Source organism: Microbacterium sp. cx-55, assembly GCF_021117345.1.
Taxonomy (GTDB): Bacteria; Actinomycetota; Actinomycetes; order Actinomycetales; family Microbacteriaceae; genus Microbacterium.
Genome location: NZ_CP088261.1, coordinates 3237581 through 3255754, shown reverse-complemented (window position 1 = coordinate 3255754; position 18174 = coordinate 3237581). Strand labels below are relative to the sequence as shown.

Sequence of the window (18174 nt, the reverse complement as noted above, 5' to 3'; positions counted from 1 at the left end):
ACATGTCACTGCACCACAGCACGCGCGGCCGTCTCGGTCTCGCCGTCGGAGCCCTCGGGGCCTCGGCGATCCTCCTGGCCGGCTGCGCGGGAGGCGGAGGCGACTCCGCATCCGGCGGCTCGTCGGATGAGCCGCTCATCATCGGCACGACCGACAAGATCACCTCGATCGACCCGGCCGGTTCGTACGACAACGGCTCCTTCGCCGTGATGAACCAGGTCTACCCGTTCCTCTTCAACAGCGCTTACGGCACCTCCGACGTCACACCCGACATCGCCGAGTCGGGCGAATTCACGTCGCCGACGGAGTACACCGTCACCCTCAAGCCCGGCCTCACGTTCGCCAACGGCAACGAGTTGACCGCATCCGACGTCAAGTTCTCGTTCGATCGCCAGCTCGCGATCGCCGATGAGAACGGCCCGTCGTCGCTGCTCGGAAATCTCGACAGCGTTGCGGCACCGGATGACACGACCGTCGTCTTCACGCTGAAGAACGGCAACGACCAGACCTGGGAGCAGATCCTCTCGAGCCCCGCGGCTCCGATCGTCGACGAGGACGTGTTCTCCGCCGACGCAGTGACCTCCGACGACGACATCGTGGCGGGGAACGCGTTCGCCGGCCAGTACGTGATCGACTCGGACAGCCCGAACGAGCTCATCTCCTACGTACCGAACCCGGACTACGGCGGATCCCTGCCGGCGGCCGCGAACGGCGGCGTGACGGTCAGCTACTACACCGACGCCTCGAACCTGAAGCTCGATGTGTCCAGCGGCGAGGTCGATGTCGCATTCCGCAGCCTCTCGGCCACCGACATCGACGACCTCTCGAGCGACGATGCGGTCAAGATCGTCGAGGGCCCGGGTGGCGAGACGCGCTACATCGTCTTCAACTTCGACACGATGCCCTTCGGCGCCGGAACAGCCGAGGCCGACGCGGCCAAGTCCCTCGCCGTCCGCCAGGCCATGGCCGACCTGATCGACCGAGAGGCCATCGCCGAAGACGTGTACAAGGGCACCTACACCCCCCTGTACTCCTTCGTTCCGCAGGGCCTGTCGGGCGCGACCGAGCCGCTCAAGGAGCTCTACGGCGACGGCGACGGCGGTCCGGATGCCGACAAGGCGGCGTCGACTCTCGAGGCCGCGGGCATCACCGAGCCGGTGCAGCTGAACCTGCAGTACAACGGCGACCACTACGGCCCCTCGTCGGGTGACGAGTACGCCGCGGTGAAGTCGCAGCTCGAGGAGGGTGGCCTGTTCACCGTCAACCTCGCGCAGACCGAGTGGGTGCAGTACTCCAAGGACCGCACCTCCGACGTCTACCCGATGTACCAGCTGGGTTGGTTCCCGGACTACTCGGATGCCGACAACTACCTGACTCCCTTCTTCTCGGCAGACAACTTCCTCGTGAACCACTACGAGAACGCCGAGGTGCAGGAGCTCATCACGACGCAGGCGTCGCAGACCGACGAGGCGACCCGCGCCGATGAGATCGGACAGATCCAGCAGCTCGTGGCCGAAGACCTCTCGACGCTGCCGCTGCTGCAGGGCACGCAGGTCGCGGTCGTCGGCGCGGACGTGGAGGGCACCACCCTCGACGGTTCGTTCAAGTTCCGCTACGCACCGCTGCACAAGTAATCCACGACCCGGGGCCGGGCGGTGTTCGCACCGTCCGGCCCTCTCGGTCGTCCGACGAAAGTTCCCCCCATGGTCACAGCGGTCGACGCCGCCGCCGTCGCAAAACCCGTCGCGCCGCAGCGCGGGGGATTGTGGCGCTACATCCTCATCCGACTCATCCTCATCATTCCGACCGTCTTCATCCTGGTGACGGTCGTCTTCCTTCTGATGCGGGTCACGGGCGACCCCATCACGGCGGCTCTCGGCGGGAGACTTCCCCCCGACCAGCTCGCGGAGCGCATCGCGCAAGCCGGGTACGACCGGCCGCTGTACGTGCAGTACTTCGAGTACATCGGCGGCGTCTTCCGCGGTGACTTCGGCAACACCCTGACCGACGGCCGCCCGGTCGTCGACATCCTGCTGCAGTACGGCGCGGCGACGCTCGAGCTGGCGTTCTACGCACTGATCGTCGCGTTCGTGCTCGGCATCCCGCTCGGACTCCTCGCGGCGTACAAGCGCGACCGCTGGCAGGATGCGGCACTCCGGATCGCCGCGATCCTCGGCTACGCCACCCCGATCTTCTTCCTCGGGATGGTGCTGAAGCTCATCTTCTCGGTCGGCCTCGGCATCCTCCCGGTCGCGGGCCGCGCGGGCACGCGCACGCAGCTCAAGCTGCAGTCGCTCGATGATCCGACCGGCATCTACCTCATCGACGCCTTCCGGATCGGTGACCCCGGGGCGGTCGGCGACGTGCTGCTGCACGCGATCCTGCCGGCGCTGGCCCTCGGCATCCTGACCGCCGGCATCTTCCTGCGCCTCGTGCGCACGAACGTGATCGGCACCCTCGGCGCGCAGTACGTCACCTCGGCGCGCTCGCGCGGCGTCGGCGAGTACCGACTCGTCACGAAGAACGCCTACCGCCCGGCGCTCATCCCGATCGTCACGGTCATCGGCCTGCAGATCGCGATGCTGCTCGCGGGAGCCGTGCTGACCGAGACCACCTTCGAATGGAACGGCATCGGCTTCATGCTCTCCGAGTACCTGAAGGCGCGCGACTTCGTCGCCGTGCAGGGCATCGTCGTGATGATCGCCGTCGTCGTGGCGATCACGAACTTCATCGTCGATGTCGTGGCCGCCCTCATCGACCCCCGAGTGAGGTACTGATGTCTCCGGACACCTCTTCCGGCCCGTCCGGGATTCCGGATGCGGCGCCCGCGCTCGCCGCGGTGACCACGCGCAAGAAGCCGCTCGCGGACCGCATCCCGGTGCTCTCGCACCTGCGTCGGAGCGTCGGTCTGCAGCGCGGGATGCTGCTGATCGGCGTCGTGCTGACGACGCTGTTCGTTCTGGTCGCGCTCCTTGCGCAGTGGATCGCGCCGTACGGGTTCGCGCAGCGTTCGGTCGACGGCACCGACTTCGGAACACTGCAGGCACCGAACGCGACCAACGTGCTCGGCACGACCGTCAGCGGGTTCGATGTGCTCTCACGCACGATCTGGGGCGCGCAGACGGCGCTTCTCGCGATCATCTGCGCGATCGCGTTCTCGATCTTCATCGGTGTGTTCCTCGGGCTCGTCGGCGGCTACTTCGGCGGGTGGCTCGACCGGCTGCTCGTGGTTCTCGCCGACGCGATCTACTCGTTCCCCTCGCTGCTGCTCGCGATCGTCATGTCGATCGTCATCAGCCGTGGCCAGTCGACGCTCGAGGGTGGAATCCTCGCCTCCGCGATCGCGATCACGGTCGTGTTCGTGCCGCAGTACTTCCGCGTCATCCGCGCCGAGGTCGTGCGGGTGAAGACCGAGCCGTTCGTGGAGTCGGCGCGAGTCACGGGGGTACCGATCGGCCGCATCCTGGTGCGTCACGTGCTCCGCAACTCGACGCGGTCGCTGCCGGTCGTGGTGACCCTCAACGCGTCGGAAGCGCTGCTGACGCTGGCCGGTCTCGGGTTCCTCGGCTTCGGCATCGAGGCGACGGCGGCCGCGGAATGGGGGTACGACCTGAACCGCGCGGTGTCGGATGTCACGAGCGGTATCTGGTGGACCGCCATGCCGCCCGGCATCGCGATCGTGCTGGTCGTGCTCGGCATCACCCTCGTCGGCGAAAGCCTGAACGACCTGAGCGACCCGCGGCTGCGGACCCGTCGCCGGGCGGGAGGAAAGTCATGACCGACATCGCACGCATCGACGCGCTGACCGTCACGTTCGCCACGGATGCCGAACCCGTCGTCGCGGTCGACGGCATCTCGCTGGCGGCGCACGCCCGTGAGGTGCTGGCGATCGTCGGCGAATCCGGATCGGGCAAGACCGTGACGGCGAATGCCCTGCTGGGGCTTCTGCCGGAGACGGCGACGCTCTCGGGGGCCATCGTCATCCAGGGCCGGGATGGCGGTGAGACGGATGTGGTGCACGCGTCGTCGGGGCAGCTCCGGACGATGCGGGGTCGCGACGCCGCCATGGTGTTCCAGGAGCCGTCGACCGCGCTGAACCCGGTGTTCACGGTGGGGTGGCAGATCGCCCAGGGTCTTCGCGCGCACGAGAAGCTGTCGAAGGCCGAGGCGAAGAAGCGGGCCGTCGAGATCCTCCGCAAGGTGGGGATCCCCGATCCGGAGCAGCGCGTCGACCACTACCCGCACCAGTTCTCGGGCGGGCAGAAGCAGCGCGTCGTGATCGCGATGGCGCTCGTGCTGAACGCGGGCCTCATCATCGCGGACGAGCCGACGACCGCGCTCGATGTGACCGTGCAGGCCGAGATCCTCGAGTTGCTGCGGGCGTGCCGCGACGAGTTCGGGGCGACGATCGTGCTGATCACGCACAACATGGGCGTGGTCGCCGACCTCGCCGACCGGGTGATTGTGATGAACAAGGGCGAGATCGTCGAGCAGGCACCCGTGCGCGAACTGTTCGCCGCCCCGCGCGAGCCGTACACGCGAGAACTGCTCGCGGCCGTGCCGCACGTCGGTCGGGGCAAGAGCGCGGTGCAGGATGCGGCCGCGCCCGCGCCGACCGAACCCCCGGTGAACAGCGTCATCGTGGCGCGCGACATGCACATCGCGTACCCGGGTCGGTTCGGGCGCACGGGTGTTGTGGCGGTCCGCGGGGTCGACTTCTGGATCGGACCGGGTGAGGTCGTGGGCCTCGTCGGAGAGTCGGGATCGGGGAAGACGACGATCAGTCGGGCGATCGTCGGGCTCACGGATGTGGTCGAGGGATCGCTCGAGGTGCTCGGCACGCAGATGCGCGGCGCGAAGCCGGCGGCGCTCAAGGCGCTCCGACCCGAGGTCGGGTTCGTGTTCCAGGATCCGGCGACGAGCTTCAACCCGCTGCTGACGATCGCCGAGTGCATCGCCGAGCCGCTCATCGTGCACAAGCGCGCCTCGAGCGCGCGTGCGGCACGCGCCCGGGTGGATGAGCTGCTGGATGCGGTGCGGCTGCCGGCGGCGTTCGGTGACCGCTACCCGCACGAGTTGAGCGGCGGTCAGCGTCAGCGCGCGTCGCTCGCGCGTGCGCTCGCGCTCGATCCGAAGCTGCTGATCGCCGACGAACCTACGAGTGCGCTGGATGTGTCGGTGCAGGCGCGGGTGCTGGAGCTGTTCGCCGATCTGCAGCGTGATCTCGGGTTCGCGTCGCTGTTCGTCAGCCATGACCTGGCGGTCATCGACGCGGTCGCCGACCGGGTGATCGTGCTCCGCGAGGGCACGATCCGCGAGCAGGGCACCACGGCCCAGGTGCTGCTGCATCCGCACGACGACTACACCCGCCGGCTGCTCACGTCTCTGCCTGTGCCCGACCCGGTGCTGCAGGCCGAGCGCCGGGCGGAATGGCAGCGCACGCGCTGAGTCGAGACGCAGAACGAAGGGCCCCGAAATCCTCGATACCGGGGCCCTTCGTCACATCGTCACGGGGCGCTCGACCCCGTAGTCAGCTCAGGCGCAGAGTTCCTGGAGCTCGGCCGACGACGCCTGCAGGCGGCTGCTGGTTTCGGTCATCTGGTCGGAGAGGTCGGTCAGCTCGGCGATCTTGGCCGGGTCGCTGCCCGCCTCGGCGAGCTGCTCGAGCGCGGCACCGATCTCCTTGTAGTCCGCGGCGATCGAGGTCAGGGGCTCCTCGACCTCGGCGTTGGTGATCTCCTCGAGCGCCTCGTCGAAGCCGGCCGAGAACGACGAGATGACGTCGGTGAGGCCCGAGTAGTCGCCGCTGGAGACGCCGGTGAGCGACTCGTTGAGACCCTCCTGCGCGGCGGTGAGCTTCTCATTGGCGATGGCGCACGCCTCGGCGACGGTCTGGTCGCTGGCCGCCGCGTCGCCGCCGGAGTCGGAGGATCCGCCGCCGGCACAACCGGCGAGGGCGAGAAGAGCGATGGCGGAGACAGCGATCGTGGCGAGTTTGCGCATGGTCGTTCCTTAGGTAGCTGTGAATCGGGCGCGATCCACGCCCCCTCCACCCACGCTAGAGGGGGCGGGCGGATGCATCCGACACCATTGACATGAGAGTGTTCTCACCCGTAGCAGCCCGGTCGACGCGGCGGCGGGGTCGGGCCGCGTTGGCGCCTAACGCAGGAGCGCCCCGATTATCCCGCTCTGGAAGAACACCCACATCAGACCGACGATCACGAGCAGAACGATCGCCGACCACGGCACCTTCCGCTTCAGCCGCCGGCCTCCGGCGGCGACCCCGGGCGGCGGACGGAGCGACCCGGCGGGCGGGTCGAAGGGCACGGATGCGGCAACCGATCCCGACGCCGCGGTGGCGGCATCCGGGGTCGCATCCGTCGCCGCGGCCAGGTGGTCGTCACGCCAGCGTGACCACTGCGTGAGCTTGTCGAGGAGCGCGCCGACGACCGAGAAGAGCCACGCCCACGTGGCGGCGTCGAGCGTGGAGAAGTCCCGCTTTCCGTAGAGGAACAGCCAGTCGTCGACGATCTCGACGTCGAGGGCGGCGGCGTTGTCGATGAAGCGCGCCATGATGTCGGGGGTGAAGAGGTAGAGCGCGTCGCGTTCGTAGCCTTCCGGGCACGACAGCGCGAAGTACCTGTCGAAGTCGCCCTCGAGGCTGAGGCGTTGATCGGCGTCGAAGTTCGCCGGCAGGTTCGATGACCCGAAGAGGCCGTTGTTGCCGAGCGCGTCGAGCACGATGTGCGGCAGCGGCACGTCGAGCTTGATCGCGACATACCCCCAGCGATGCGTCGTGCGGTTCTTGCCCGACCCGGTCGTGTACCGGTAGTTCGCGAACTCGACGAAACGGGGAACCTCGCCGCGCACGGCATCACGGGCCTCACGACTCGAACCGAGCGAGAAGATCATGCCGGGAAGGTTCGGGTTCGGGATGGTGCCCGCGTACGACATGCCGTTCGCGCGCGCGAACATCGCGAGGCGGTACGCGCGAACACCGACGTTGCGAAACGCCCGGACGGCGAGCACCACCCCGAGGGCGACGAGTCCGAACATCAGAACGGCCGGCACGAGGGCAGCGGCCGAGTCGCTGCCGCCGACCATCGAGATGACGGCGGTGGCGAGCAGCGGCATCGAGACGAGGAGGAACGCGCCGATGACCATGACGAGGAACACGATCCCGAGGACTCTGCCGACGGAGCCGCCCGCATCCGGTCGTGACGCGCGAAACGCGCGCACGGCGGCCTTGTCGACGGGAGCGGTGAGGGCGCTCGCGTCGAACGAGGGCGGGGTCACGCGTTGATCCGATCCGCGTCCCATTGCAGCGAGGCGTTCTGCTCGATCGGGACCGCTTCGAGAGCGGGGTGCGCGCAGAGCGCGGAGACGAGCGCGGTGCTCCCCGCGACGATCGTCGAGTCCCAGTCGATCTCCGAGACGAGCGCCCAGGCCCGGTCGGCCGGCCACACGAGGTTCGGGGAATGCGCGGTCGGCCCGAATCCGGCGGCCTCCGCGTCACGGTCGCGCCACGGCATCCGCTCCACCCACCCCTCTGCCGCGAACTCCGCGATGCCGCCGCGGAACACGACGTAGTCCCGACCGAGCGTGCTGAGCCTTCCCCCGCGCGAGATCTCGTCCGACAGAATGCCCGGCTGCCAGCGGGGCTTGCGGAACGCGTCGTTCAGCGGATCCCGGATGCTGCGAGCGAGGAGTTCGTCGTGCCGGTCCGAGCCGTCGTCGGCCGTGGTGAGTGAGAGGAACGAGCGGGACGGAGTGACGCCGAGGTGGCCGACCAGGTCGCCCCACCCTTCCCACAGCGCGACCACGCCGTCGTCGGGGGTCGTGGTGTGCGCGGCGAGCACACCCGCGAGTGCGGCGAGAACGTCGGCGTCCACCTCGCCGACCGCGGGAGCGCTGTACCGCCAGCCCGAGGCATCCCGGGGTCCGTCCTCGTGCTCCACGGTGACGCCCGGCGCGACGATCCGCTGCCACTGGGCCAGCGGGTGGAAGGTGGTGCCGAAGGCGGCGGAGGTCTCGGCCCAGCCGACGCGTTCGACGTCGATCTCGGGGGTCGCATCCTGGAATGCGTCCCACTCGCGACGGTGCGCGGCGTAGGGGAGGCCCGGCCACGGGCGTCCCACGGGCCGGTCCCGGGTCGCGGGATGGAAGATGCGGGCGTAGGCGGGAAAGTATCGCGGAACCGCGTCGTGCATCGTGCCGCGCCACGGTTCGTCCAGGCTCGCGCGCAGCCAGTCGGCGTTCGGTACCTCGGGGGTCCACTGCATGCGGCACACGCTACCGGCCGTGCGCACGGATGCATCCCGCCACCCGACTCGTGGTTAGCTGAGGTCGACGCCAGACGTCGCGAGAGTTTCCACGGTCGCGCGCAATGCCCACCTGAGGAGATCTCCATCGAGTTCGACGTTCAACCCCACATCCGCACGCTTGCCCTCATCGACTACCTGGTGGAGAACCCCCGGGTGTGCCGCGGCCGGGCCGGTGACGAGTCGCCACAGCACGCGGCGGTTCGCGATCTCTGCGAGATCGTGGCCGAGGAGATTTCGGGGGCGACGACGGCCCTCACCCTCGAACACGTGGATCTGGCGCTCGCCGATCCGGCGCTCGAGCAGCGCGTGTGGGTGCGGGTGCTGGATGAGGGGCCCCCGACGAAGACCAATTTGATCAAGGCCTTTCTGCACAAGATCGACTACCGGCGCTGACCTGCTCGGCCCCGGTTTCAGGGGCGAGTTCGGACCCCTCCCGATCTAGGCTGTGTGCGTGAGCGACATGCAGACCGCCGAGCGGATCGTCCGTCGGTTCGCCCGTCGCACGAACCTGCTGATCGCCGGGCGACCCGCCCGCATCCGCCGCCCGCTCGACGCCGGGATCGCGCCCCTCGCGGCGGAGCTCGAGCGGATGCTGCGCGCCCTGGGCGCCGTGATCGTGACGGATTCCGCGGGGGCTGGAACCGTCGAGTACGCGTTCGACCTGCTCCCGGCCGGTGCGGATCCCGTCGACGTTCCCCTCTTGCTGGACGGCGCCCCGCTCCCCGATCGCGGCGACGCCGCGGGGCGGATCGCGTTCGCCGGGGCGCACATGCCCGTGTCGCGCCGGGTCGCCGCGGGACTCGATCTCCGCGGGCTCCGGGTGGGCGTGGCGATGGTGCTCGAACCGAAGACGGCTCAGCTCGCGCTCCTTCTGCGCGCGGCCGGCGCCGAGGTCGCGGTCTACGCGCATCCGGACGAGACGGATGCGGACGTCGCCGCCGCGCTCCGCGCCGACGGCATGCCCGTCGATGCGGATGCGGCGCTGTCGGGCGAACGCGAGCGGCAGAGCGCGCTCGGGTTTTTGCGACGCGGCTTCGACGTGCTGATCGATGACGGCTCGCACCTGATCCGGCTCGCGCACGAGGTGGACCCCGCGATCGTCGACGGCTGGATCGGCGCGAACGAGGAGACCACGAGCGGGCTGACGCCGCTGCGGGCGATGGAACGCGCCGGCGCCCTCCGCATCCCCGTGCTCGCGGTCAACGACGCGCTCACCAAGACCCGGTTCGACAACCGGTACGGCACCGGGCAGTCCTGCGTCTTCGCGATCGCCGACCTGCTCGACGAGGTCGGAATCTCGCTCCGCGACCAGCCGGCACTCGTGATCGGGTACGGCCCGGTCGGCGAAGGGGTCGCCGCGCAGCTCGCCGCGTTCGGCGCCGAGGTGCGGGTCGCCGAGACCGACCCGGTGCGCGCGCTCGTCGCGCGCCACGACGGTTTCGTCGTCGAGCCCGCGCTCGTCGCCGCGCCGGATGCGCTGGTGGTGTCGGCGACGGGCGTTCCGGAGACCGTGACCGTCGGCATCCGGACGGCCGCACGCATCGTCGCGGTCGCGGGCGGGGTGCCGGGCGAGGTCGACCTGGCAGGAGCCGAGCTGTCGCCGGTGTCCCGGCTCGACGGTGCGGTGTTGCGGCACGTGGAGCGCGTGTCGCCGGGCGGCGCACTGCTCATCGATCGCGGCGGCGGGGTGAACATCACCGGCGCAGAGGGCAACCCGATCGAGATCATGGACCTCTCGTTCGCCGTGCAGCTCGCCGCGCTCGATCACCTCGTGCGCACGCGCCCCCCGATCGGGGTGCATGCCCTTCCCGCCGAGATCGACGATGTCGTCGCCCGTGCGGCGCTCGACGCTCGAGGCGTCGCCATCGACCTCCGCCCCGATCCGCTCGCAGCCGGGTCGGGGGCGCCGTCCGACTGGTACTCCCCGCGCTACGACCGCCCCGGCACCCCCGACCCGTCGGGCACGCTCGATGGCGCGACTACCCCTGATCCCGGCGCGCCCGCTGTCCGCGCCCCTGCGACGGAAAGACCCGCATGAACCCGATCGTGCTGTACTCGGCCGCCCTCGTGGTGCCGATCACCGCGCCCCCCATCCCCTCCGGCGCCATCGCCGTCCGGGGCGACCGCATCCTGCACGTCGGCGACGGCGCGTGGGTGCGCCGCGAACTGCGCGAGCGCGGCCTCGATTTTGACGAGGTGCACTGGCCGGGCGTGCTCATGCCCGGACTCGTCAACGCGCACACGCACCTGCAGTACTCGGGCATGGGGTCGGTCGGCGAGGGGCGGTATCAGGGCTTCGACGACTGGGCGCGCTCGTTCACGCCGGTCTACGACGCCGGCCGGGACTGGGCAGCGGATGCGGCGGCGGGAGCGGCGGCGATGATCACGGCCGGCACGACCGCGGTGGCAGACATCGCCACCGACGCATCAGCCAGCGGCGCGCTCCACGATGCGCGGCTGCACGGCATCACCTACTGGGAGGTGATGAGCTGGACGAACGCCGCGTGGGCGACCCGCGGGCGCGCCGAAGTCGAGGCCGCGCTCGATGCGCTCCCGGCCCCGCCCGGCACGGGACTCTCGCCGCACGCGCCGTACTCCCTCGACATCGAACCCCTCCTCGAGATCCCCGACATTGTGCGCGAGCGCGGCGGCCGCATCCATCTCCACCTCGGTGAAGCGGCGCTCGAACGCGAGTTCGCGCACACTCACGCGGTCGCCTGGCAGGACCGCAAACCCGAGAGTTTCCGCCAGCTCCGCGACGCCGGGTACGGGGTCGGGGCGACCGAGTTCGTCGACGCGCTCGGGGTGCTCGGCCCCGACTGCCACATCGCGCACGGCGTCTATATGACCGCGCGGGACCGGGCGATCCTCCGGGCTCGCGGCACGACGGTCGCGCTCTGCCCGCGCTCGAACGAGGTCATCGGCCTCGACGAGCCGCCGGTCGCGGCCTACCTCGCCGAGGGCAACCCGATCGCCGTCGGCACCGACTCCCGTGCGTCCAGCCCGTCGCTCGACCTGATGGGCGACGTGGCCGCGCTGCACCGCATCGCCCGCGCGCAGGGGTACGCGAACCGCGACCTGCCCGAGCAGCTGCTGCGGGCGGCGACGCTCGGCGGCGCGCACGCCATGGGGCTCGACACCGGCCCGGAGCGCATCGGCTACCTCGCCGTCGGCGCGGTCGCCGATCTGGCCTTCTTCGACATCGCGGCGAGCGATCCGTTCGACACGCTCGAGGGCCTCGTCACGGATGGTGCCGGGCGTGCCGCCGCGACGGTCGTTGCCGGCGAGCCGCGCTTCGCGAGCCCCGCATTCACACAGCAGACAGGAGTCACCGTATGAGCGACGCGAGCAGCATCCGGCCCCTGACCGCCGACCGACTCGGACTCGACCCGCATCCGGAGGGCGGCTGGTTCCGCCGCACGTGGACGGCGACGGATGCGGTGTCCACCCCGGCGGGCATCCGCCCGGCGGCGACGTGCATCCACTACCTGCTGACCCCCGGTGAGCAGAGCGCCTGGCATGTCGTCTCGAGTGACGAGATCTGGCTGTGGCACGGTCCGGGAACGCTCGAGCTCTCGTTCGGCGGCACCGGCGCCGAGCCCGCCGACGCCACCATTGTGCGGCTCGGCCCCGACCTCGCGGCCGGTGATCTCGCGCAGGCCGTCGTGCCGGCGGGCACCTGGCAGGCCGCCCGCCTCGCGGGCGACGCCGAGGTGCTCGTCAGCTGCATCGTGTCGCCCGGTTTCAGCTTCGACGACTGGCGCCTCGCAGAATGACTAGGCTGAGCGCACTCCGCGACCGCAGCAGTCTCGGAACCCGCCCCCGCACCATCGTCCACGAGGAGACTCCGTGACCGCTTTCGCACGCCTGCGCCGGACGGCGGCGTTCGCCGCCGTGACCGCCGCAACCGCTCTCGCCCTGACCGCCTGCGCCTTCGCCGGCGACGCCCCCGCCGCGTCGGGTGGCGCAGAGGGAGACCTGCCCAAGGTCACCGCCGGCAGCCTCACGATCGCCACCGGCGAACCGGCCTTCGAGCCGTGGGTCGTCGGCGACGACCCGTCCTCGGGTGAAGGATTCGAGTCGGCCGTCGCGTACGCGGTCGCCGAGAAGCTCGGTTTCGCGAAGGACGACGTCGTCTGGGTGCGCAGCACCTTCGACTCCGCCATCGCACCGGGCGCGAAGGACTGGGACCTCAACATCCAGCAGTTCTCCGTCACCGACGAGCGCAAGCAGGCCGTCGACTTCTCCTCGCCGTACTACACGACGACGCAGGCGGTCGTGACGACGGCGGCCTCGCCCGCCGCATCCGCGACCAGCGTCGCAGAGCTGAAGGACTACACCGTCGGCGTCATGAGCGCGACGACGAGCTACACGGTCGCCGAAGAGCAGCTGGGCGCCGACCGCCTCAGCGTCTACAACTCGAACGACGACGCCGTCGCCGCGCTCCAGTCCGGCCAGGTCGACGCGATCGTCGTCGACCTGCCGACCGCGTTCTACCTCGCCGGTGCCGTGCTCGACGACGGCAAGGTCGTCGGTCAGTTCCCGGATTCGTCGGCCGGGGGCGACGAGCTCGCGTTCGTGCTGCCGAAGGACTCCGAGCTCACGACCGCCGTGTCGGATGCGGTCGACGCGCTGCGCGAGGACGGCACGCTCGCCGAGCTCGAGCAGACGTGGCTCAGCGACGCGGTCGACGTGCCGGTGCTCTCCTGATCCGATGACGTTGCCCAGGGCGGACGCCGCGTGGCGCCCGAGCGACCTCGAAGTCGCTCGGCGCGCCACGCGGCGTCGTCAATCCACGAAGTCGGTGCTGATCGCGCTGGTGAGCACGGTCGTGTTCGTCGGCGTCATCGGTTTCGCGATCCTCTCCAGCCCCGGGTGGGAGAGCGTCCGGGCGAGCTTCTTCGACCTCGACGTCGCGATCGCGAGCTTCCCCGCGATCCTCGCGGGGCTGTGGGTCAACATCCAGGTGCTGTTCGTCGCCGCGATCGCCGTCGCGCTGCTCGGCACCCTGCTGGCGGTGCTGCGTTCGCTGCGCGGGCCGGTGTTCTTCCCGCTCCGGGCGCTCGCGACGGTCTACACCGACCTGTTCCGCGGCATCCCCCTGCTGATCGTGCTCTACCTGGTCGGCTTCGGCATCCCGGCACTCGGAATCTTCGGCCGCGTTCCGGTCGTGCTCTGGGGAACCATCGCGATCGTTCTCACCTACTCGGCGTACGTCGCCGAGGTGCTGCGCGCGGGCATGGAAGCCGTGCACCCTTCGCAGCGCATCGCCGCCCGGTCGCTCGGGCTCTCGCACGCGCAGACCCTGCGGATCGTCGTCATCCCGCAGGGTGTGCGTAAGGTCGTTCCCGCCCTCATGAACGACTTCGTGTCGATGCAGAAGGACGTGGGTCTGATCTCCGTCCTCGGGGCTGTGGACGCCGTGCGCGCGGCACAGATCGCGGTCGCGCAGAGCTACAACTTCACGCCCTACATCGTCGCGGGGCTCCTCTTCGTGATCCTGAGCCTTCCGATGATCCGACTGACGGATGCGGTGGCCGCGCGCCTGGCCCGTCGTGAGCAGATGGGCGGTGTCGTATGAGCGTGCTCGAGGTGACCGGCGTCCGCAAGAGCTTCGGCGAACACGTGGTGCTGGACGGCATCGACCTGTCGCTCGACAAGCACGAGGTCGTGGTTCTGATCGGTGCGTCCGGATCGGGCAAGTCGACGCTGCTGCGCACGATCAACCTGATCGAGCAGGTGGACGACGGGCAGATCCTGCTCGGCGGCGACGACATCACCGATCCGCTCGCGGATCCCGATGCGGTGCGCGCTCGGATCGGCGTCGTGTTCCAGCACTTCAACCTGTTCCCCCACCTCCGCGTCATCGAGAACATCACCCTCGCCGCGCGACGCGTGCACGGCATCCCGAAGGATGCGGCGCGGGCCCGCGCGATGGAGCTCCTCGAGACGCTCGGGCTCGCGGCGAAGGCGCGCGAGTACCCCGACAGGTTGTCGGGCGGGCAGCAGCAGCGCGTCGCGATCGTGCGGGCGATCATGACCGACCCGGAACTCCTCCTCCTCGACGAGATCACGAGCGCCCTCGACCCGCAGCTCGTCGGCGAGGTGCTGGATCTCGTTCGCACGCTGAAGGTGCGGGGCTCGACCATGCTGATGGCGACGCACGAGATGTCGTTCGCCCGCGAGGTCGCCGACCGCATCGTGTTCATGCAGGGCGGGCGGATCGTCGAACAGGGCGCGCCCCGTGAGCTGCTCGATCACCCCCAGCATCCGGAGACCATCCGCTTCCTCGAACGCGAGCGCCGCGGCGGCGAGGTCGTCTGACGCGTCGCCCGAGCGACCGACCTCGCGCCGGGTTTGACCCTTCCCGCCCGCGCGTCGAGGCCGCGCCGGCTCCGGCTATGCCGGCCGGACCTTTCCTGCAATGGCGCCACTTTCCTGTTGTCGCGCCAGAAATTACTGGCGCGCGAGCAGGAAACTGGCGCCCTCGCGGAGCGAGCGAGCGAGCACCTGAGCCCGCGCAAGCCCGCGACCGCGAGCCCGCGACCGCAAGCCCGCGACCGCGAGCCCGCGACCGGCAGTGCGCAGGCGTGAACCGGCTCAGCTCATGCGCGAGGAGCAGGCGCCATCGGGGCCGGCGGCGGCGGTGATGGATTCCGCCGCCTCGGCGAGTCCACGGATCTGCTCCGGCGTCAGCGCCGCGAACACGAGCCGCTGCACGAACTCGACGTGATCCGGGGTGGCTGCGGCGACCTTCCGGTAGCCGTCGCGGGTGAGCACGGCACGGGTCGCGCGGCGGTCGTCGGGATCGGCCTCCCGGCGCACCCAGCCCTGTTCCTCGAACCGGCTGACCATCTTCGAGATGCGCGAGAGCGCGCTGTTGGCCATCCGCGCGAGCTCGGTGAGCCGCATCGACCTCGTCTCGGCGAGAGCGAGGGTCGACAGGGCGCCGTACTCGGCGTTGCTGATGCCGGCGTCTCGCTGCAGCTGGATGTCGAGGGCCGCGGGGAGCCAGGTGGTCATGCCCATCAGTGCCCGCCAGGCGCGCGTCTGCTCGGTAGTCATCCCGGGGATCAGTGCATCGGCCACGCTCTGAGCGTATCGGAAAACTTGACCAGGCAAGTATTCTGGGCCAGAATTCACGTGACGAGGAAAGTATTCACGAGGAGAACGACATGACCACCGGTGTCCGAACGGCATCATCCACCCCGCATCCGGCGTCCGACGCGCACCTGCTGCACGCGGCCACCGAGATGGGCGCGGTGACGCTGCGCGTCGCCGATCTCGACCGCATGCGCACCTACTTCGCCGCGGGCGTCGGCCTCGATGTGCTCTCCGACTCCGGCGCGGTCGTGACCCTCGGTCGCGGCGGGATGCCGATCGTCGCGCTCGAGCACTCGCCGCTGCTGCGGCTCGCCTCCCCCGCCGACGCCGGTCTGTACCACACGGCGATCGTCTTCGACTCGGAGCGCGACCTCGCCCGCGCGCTGCTCTCGGTGGCGCAGAAGTTCCCCGGCAGTTTCACCGGGTCGGCCGACCACATCGTGAGTAAGGCCTTCTACTTCGACGACCCGGAAGGAAACGGCGTCGAGCTCTACTGGGATCGCCCCCGCAGCACCTACCGGTGGGTCGACGGCACGCTGCAGATGGGCACGCTCCCTCTCGATCCGAACCGCTACCTCGCCGAGCACCTGGGGACGGATCCGGATGCGGAGGCGCCCGCATCCGGCGCGAAGGTCGGGCACATCCACCTCCAGGTGGGCGACGTCGACACGGCGCGCGAGTTCTACGTCACACGCCTCGGGTTCGATTCGGTGATCGAGATGCCGGGTTCTGCGCTCTTCGTGAGCGCCGGTGGCTACCACCACCACATGGCCATGAACGTGTGGCGTTCGCGCGGAGCCGGACCCCGGGTTCCTTCGCTCGGGCTCGGTTCGGTGCGGATCGAAGTGCCCGGCGCCGACGATCTGACCGCCGTGCGCGAGCGGCTGACGCACTACGGGCATGCGGTCCGCGACGACGGGCAGTCGATTCGCGTGTCGGACCCCTGGAACAACGAGATCGAGATCGCCGCCGCCGCGCGGCGCGCAGGAGAGGACGGTGCCGCATGATTCCGGCAGCCCAGGTACGCACGACGGTTCGAGTGCCCGTCACCCTGCCGCTCGGCGGGGGCACGGTCGACGCCGACGTCTTCACGTTCGACGGACTGGTCGACGGGAAGGAGCACCTGCTCCTCGCCCTCGGCCCGTGGCGAGGACTCGTCGGTGCGGAGACGGATGCGGCCGCGCCGCTCGTGCGTCTGCACAGCGAGTGCCTCACCGGGGACGTCTTCGGATCCGAGCGCTGCGACTGCGGCCCGCAACTGCACGAGGCGCTCGAGCGGCTGTCCCGCGAGGGCGGGTTCCTCCTCTACCTCCGCCAGGAGGGTCGAGGCATCGGACTCTACGAGAAGCTCGACGCCTACGCGCTGCAGGACAGCGGCCTCGACACCTACGAGGCGAATGTGGCGCTCGGTCACGGCGAGGACGAGCGCGACTACACGGTGGCCGCCCAGATGCTGGCGGCGCAGAACATCCCGCGCGTGCGCCTGCTCACCAACAACCCCGAGAAGGCGTTGCAGCTGCAGGCCGACGGCATCCGCATCGACGAGGTCATCCCGACCGGCGTGCACCTGACGAGCGGCAACGCGCGGTACCTCGCGGCCAAGCGCGACCACACCGCTCACACGCTGCAGCTTCCGGCCGCGTGAGCCGCCGACACGCCGACTGTCGGCATCCGCTAGACTGTGTAGGTTGTCTGGTCGCAGCCATGCCTGCGTAAGCCCCGACGACGTGCATCAACCCTCCTGCTGCCGGGAAATGCCCGGTAGCCGTTCTAGTCCGAAGGAGGTGGGTTAGTGACGCACTCACACCAGTACGAACTCATGGTCATCCTCGACCCCGAGGTAGACGAGCGTCAGGTCACCCCGAACCTCGACAAGTTCCTGAAGGTCATCACGAATGATGGTGGCTCGATCGACGGTGTCGAGGTATGGGGTCGTCGTCGGCTCGCATACGAGATCCAGAAGAAGACCGAGGGCATCTACGCCGTCGTCAACTTCACCGCCACGAGCGAGGCCACGCAGGAGCTCGACCGCCAGCTGAAGCTGAGCGAGCTCATCATGCGTACGAAGGTCCTCCGCGCAGAAGAGGCCATCGCACTGGTCGCCTCCGAAGCGAAGCGTGCCGAGGAGAAGGCTGCCCGCAAGGCTGCTGCTCCCGCGAAGGCTGCAAAGGCGTAAGCCTCATGGCTGGCGAAACTGTCATCACCGTCGTGGGAAACCTCACGGCCGACCCCGAACTGCGTTACACGCAGAACGGGCTGCCCGTCGCGAACTTCACGATCGCCTCGACTCCGCGCAACTTCGACCGTGCGTCGGGGGAGTGGAAGGACGGCGACGCGCTGTTCCTCCGCGCGAGTGTCTGGCGTGAATTCGCTGAGCACGTGGCGGGATCGCTGACGAAGGGAAGCCGTGTCATCGCGACCGGTCGCCTGAAGCAGCGCTCCTACCAGGACCGCGAGGGCCAGAACCGCACGTCCATCGAGCTCGAGGTCGACGAAATCGGCCCGAGCCTGCGTTACGCCACCGCACAGGTGACGCGCGCAGCCGGTGGAGGCGGCGGCGGCAACGGCGGCGGCGGACAGTCTCGCGGCCAGGTCGCGGACGAGCCGTGGGCCACCCCCGGTTCCGCAGGTGGCAACACCAACGCGAACGCGAACAACAGCTCGAACAGCGGCGGCGGAGCCGACGCCTGGGGTGCTCCTGGCACCTACGGCGACGACACCCCGTTCTGATCTCACGATTCCGGAT

General features: G+C 69.7%; 19 protein-coding genes. 15 read left to right on the top strand and 4 right to left on the bottom strand.

The window, feature by feature from the left end; all coding sequences use genetic code 11:
* Positions 1-2 precede the first annotated feature (2 nt).
* The 4 genes from LQ938_RS15315 (at position 3) to LQ938_RS15300 (ending at position 5448) form a co-directional block, all read left to right on the top strand.
* Positions 3-1634: an ABC transporter substrate-binding protein gene (locus LQ938_RS15315; protein WP_223721998.1), complete on the top strand. Its 1632-nt coding sequence runs from the start codon at positions 3-5 to the stop codon at positions 1632-1634.
* 69 nt (positions 1635-1703) lie between these two features.
* A complete protein-coding gene (locus tag LQ938_RS15310; RefSeq protein ID WP_223721997.1) occupies positions 1704-2777 on the top strand; it encodes an ABC transporter permease in 1074 nt (357 codons plus the stop codon).
* On the top strand, positions 2777-3778 hold the full coding sequence (locus LQ938_RS15305; RefSeq protein WP_223721996.1) for an ABC transporter permease: 1002 nt from the start codon (positions 2777-2779) through the stop codon (positions 3776-3778). The genes LQ938_RS15310 and LQ938_RS15305 overlap by 1 nt, the downstream gene beginning before the upstream one ends.
* Positions 3775-5448 (top strand): dipeptide ABC transporter ATP-binding protein, encoded by a 1674-nt coding sequence (locus LQ938_RS15300; RefSeq protein ID WP_223721995.1) that lies wholly within the window; start codon positions 3775-3777, stop codon positions 5446-5448. The genes LQ938_RS15305 and LQ938_RS15300 overlap by 4 nt, the downstream gene beginning before the upstream one ends.
* A gap of 87 nt (positions 5449-5535) precedes the next feature.
* Here the strand turns inward: LQ938_RS15300 and LQ938_RS15295 are convergent, their stop codons facing one another.
* From LQ938_RS15295 to LQ938_RS15285, 3 genes are all read right to left on the bottom strand, one after another.
* Positions 5536-6003 (bottom strand): hypothetical protein, encoded by a 468-nt coding sequence (locus LQ938_RS15295; RefSeq protein ID WP_223721994.1) that lies wholly within the window; start codon positions 6001-6003, stop codon positions 5536-5538.
* A 156-nt stretch (positions 6004-6159) separates the two neighbouring features.
* Positions 6160-7296 (bottom strand): hypothetical protein, encoded by a 1137-nt coding sequence (locus LQ938_RS15290; RefSeq protein ID WP_223721993.1) that lies wholly within the window; start codon positions 7294-7296, stop codon positions 6160-6162.
* Entirely contained in the window at positions 7293-8282 is a 990-nt protein-coding gene (locus LQ938_RS15285) for a hypothetical protein (RefSeq protein ID WP_223721992.1), read from the bottom strand. The genes LQ938_RS15290 and LQ938_RS15285 overlap by 4 nt, the downstream gene beginning before the upstream one ends.
* A 180-nt stretch (positions 8283-8462) precedes the next feature.
* Here LQ938_RS15285 and LQ938_RS15280 point away from each other — a divergent pair, with 180 nt between their 5' ends.
* From LQ938_RS15280 to LQ938_RS15250, 7 genes are all read left to right on the top strand, one after another.
* Complete coding sequence (locus LQ938_RS15280) at positions 8463-8717, top strand: hypothetical protein (RefSeq protein ID WP_223721991.1); 255 nt, start codon at positions 8463-8465, stop codon at positions 8715-8717.
* 67 nt (positions 8718-8784) lie between these two features.
* The gene (locus LQ938_RS15275) at positions 8785-10362 is read left to right on the top strand and encodes an adenosylhomocysteinase (RefSeq protein ID WP_223722538.1); all 1578 of its coding nucleotides are present in this window, start codon (positions 8785-8787) and stop codon (positions 10360-10362) included.
* Positions 10359-11663 (top strand): amidohydrolase family protein, encoded by a 1305-nt coding sequence (locus LQ938_RS15270; protein WP_223721990.1) that lies wholly within the window; start codon positions 10359-10361, stop codon positions 11661-11663. Before LQ938_RS15275 ends, LQ938_RS15270 begins: the two co-directional genes overlap by 4 nt.
* Positions 11660-12100 (top strand): cupin domain-containing protein, encoded by a 441-nt coding sequence (locus LQ938_RS15265; protein ID WP_223721989.1) that lies wholly within the window; start codon positions 11660-11662, stop codon positions 12098-12100. The genes LQ938_RS15270 and LQ938_RS15265 overlap by 4 nt, the downstream gene beginning before the upstream one ends.
* Positions 12101-12173: 73 nt before the next feature.
* A complete protein-coding gene (locus tag LQ938_RS15260) occupies positions 12174-13034 on the top strand; it encodes an ABC transporter substrate-binding protein (RefSeq protein ID WP_223721988.1) in 861 nt (286 codons plus the stop codon).
* 4 nt (positions 13035-13038) lie between these two features.
* On the top strand, positions 13039-13905 hold the full coding sequence (locus LQ938_RS15255) for an amino acid ABC transporter permease (RefSeq protein WP_223721987.1): 867 nt from the start codon (positions 13039-13041) through the stop codon (positions 13903-13905).
* On the top strand, positions 13902-14648 hold the full coding sequence (locus LQ938_RS15250) for an amino acid ABC transporter ATP-binding protein (RefSeq protein WP_263317532.1): 747 nt from the start codon (positions 13902-13904) through the stop codon (positions 14646-14648). The genes LQ938_RS15255 and LQ938_RS15250 overlap by 4 nt, the downstream gene beginning before the upstream one ends.
* A 276-nt stretch (positions 14649-14924) precedes the next feature.
* Here the strand turns inward: LQ938_RS15250 and LQ938_RS15245 are convergent, their stop codons facing one another.
* Positions 14925-15413: a MarR family winged helix-turn-helix transcriptional regulator gene (locus tag LQ938_RS15245; RefSeq protein ID WP_223721986.1), complete on the bottom strand. Its 489-nt coding sequence runs from the start codon at positions 15411-15413 to the stop codon at positions 14925-14927.
* 86 nt (positions 15414-15499) lie between these two features.
* Here LQ938_RS15245 and LQ938_RS15240 point away from each other — a divergent pair, with 86 nt between their 5' ends.
* The 4 genes from LQ938_RS15240 to LQ938_RS15225 all read left to right on the top strand — a co-directional run bounded on the left by LQ938_RS15240 (position 15500) and on the right by LQ938_RS15225 (position 18158).
* Positions 15500-16435, top strand: a complete 936-nt coding sequence (locus LQ938_RS15240; RefSeq protein ID WP_223721985.1) for a VOC family protein — start codon at positions 15500-15502, stop codon at positions 16433-16435.
* Complete coding sequence (locus LQ938_RS15235; RefSeq protein WP_223721984.1) at positions 16432-17073, top strand: GTP cyclohydrolase II; 642 nt, start codon at positions 16432-16434, stop codon at positions 17071-17073. The genes LQ938_RS15240 and LQ938_RS15235 overlap by 4 nt, the downstream gene beginning before the upstream one ends.
* Positions 17074-17247: 174 nt before the next feature.
* Positions 17248-17604, top strand: a complete 357-nt coding sequence (gene rpsF / locus LQ938_RS15230; protein WP_223722536.1) for a 30S ribosomal protein S6 — start codon at positions 17248-17250, stop codon at positions 17602-17604.
* A gap of 5 nt (positions 17605-17609) precedes the next feature.
* On the top strand, positions 17610-18158 hold the full coding sequence (locus LQ938_RS15225; RefSeq protein WP_223721983.1) for a single-stranded DNA-binding protein: 549 nt from the start codon (positions 17610-17612) through the stop codon (positions 18156-18158).
* The last annotated feature ends 16 nt before the right edge of the window (positions 18159-18174 follow it).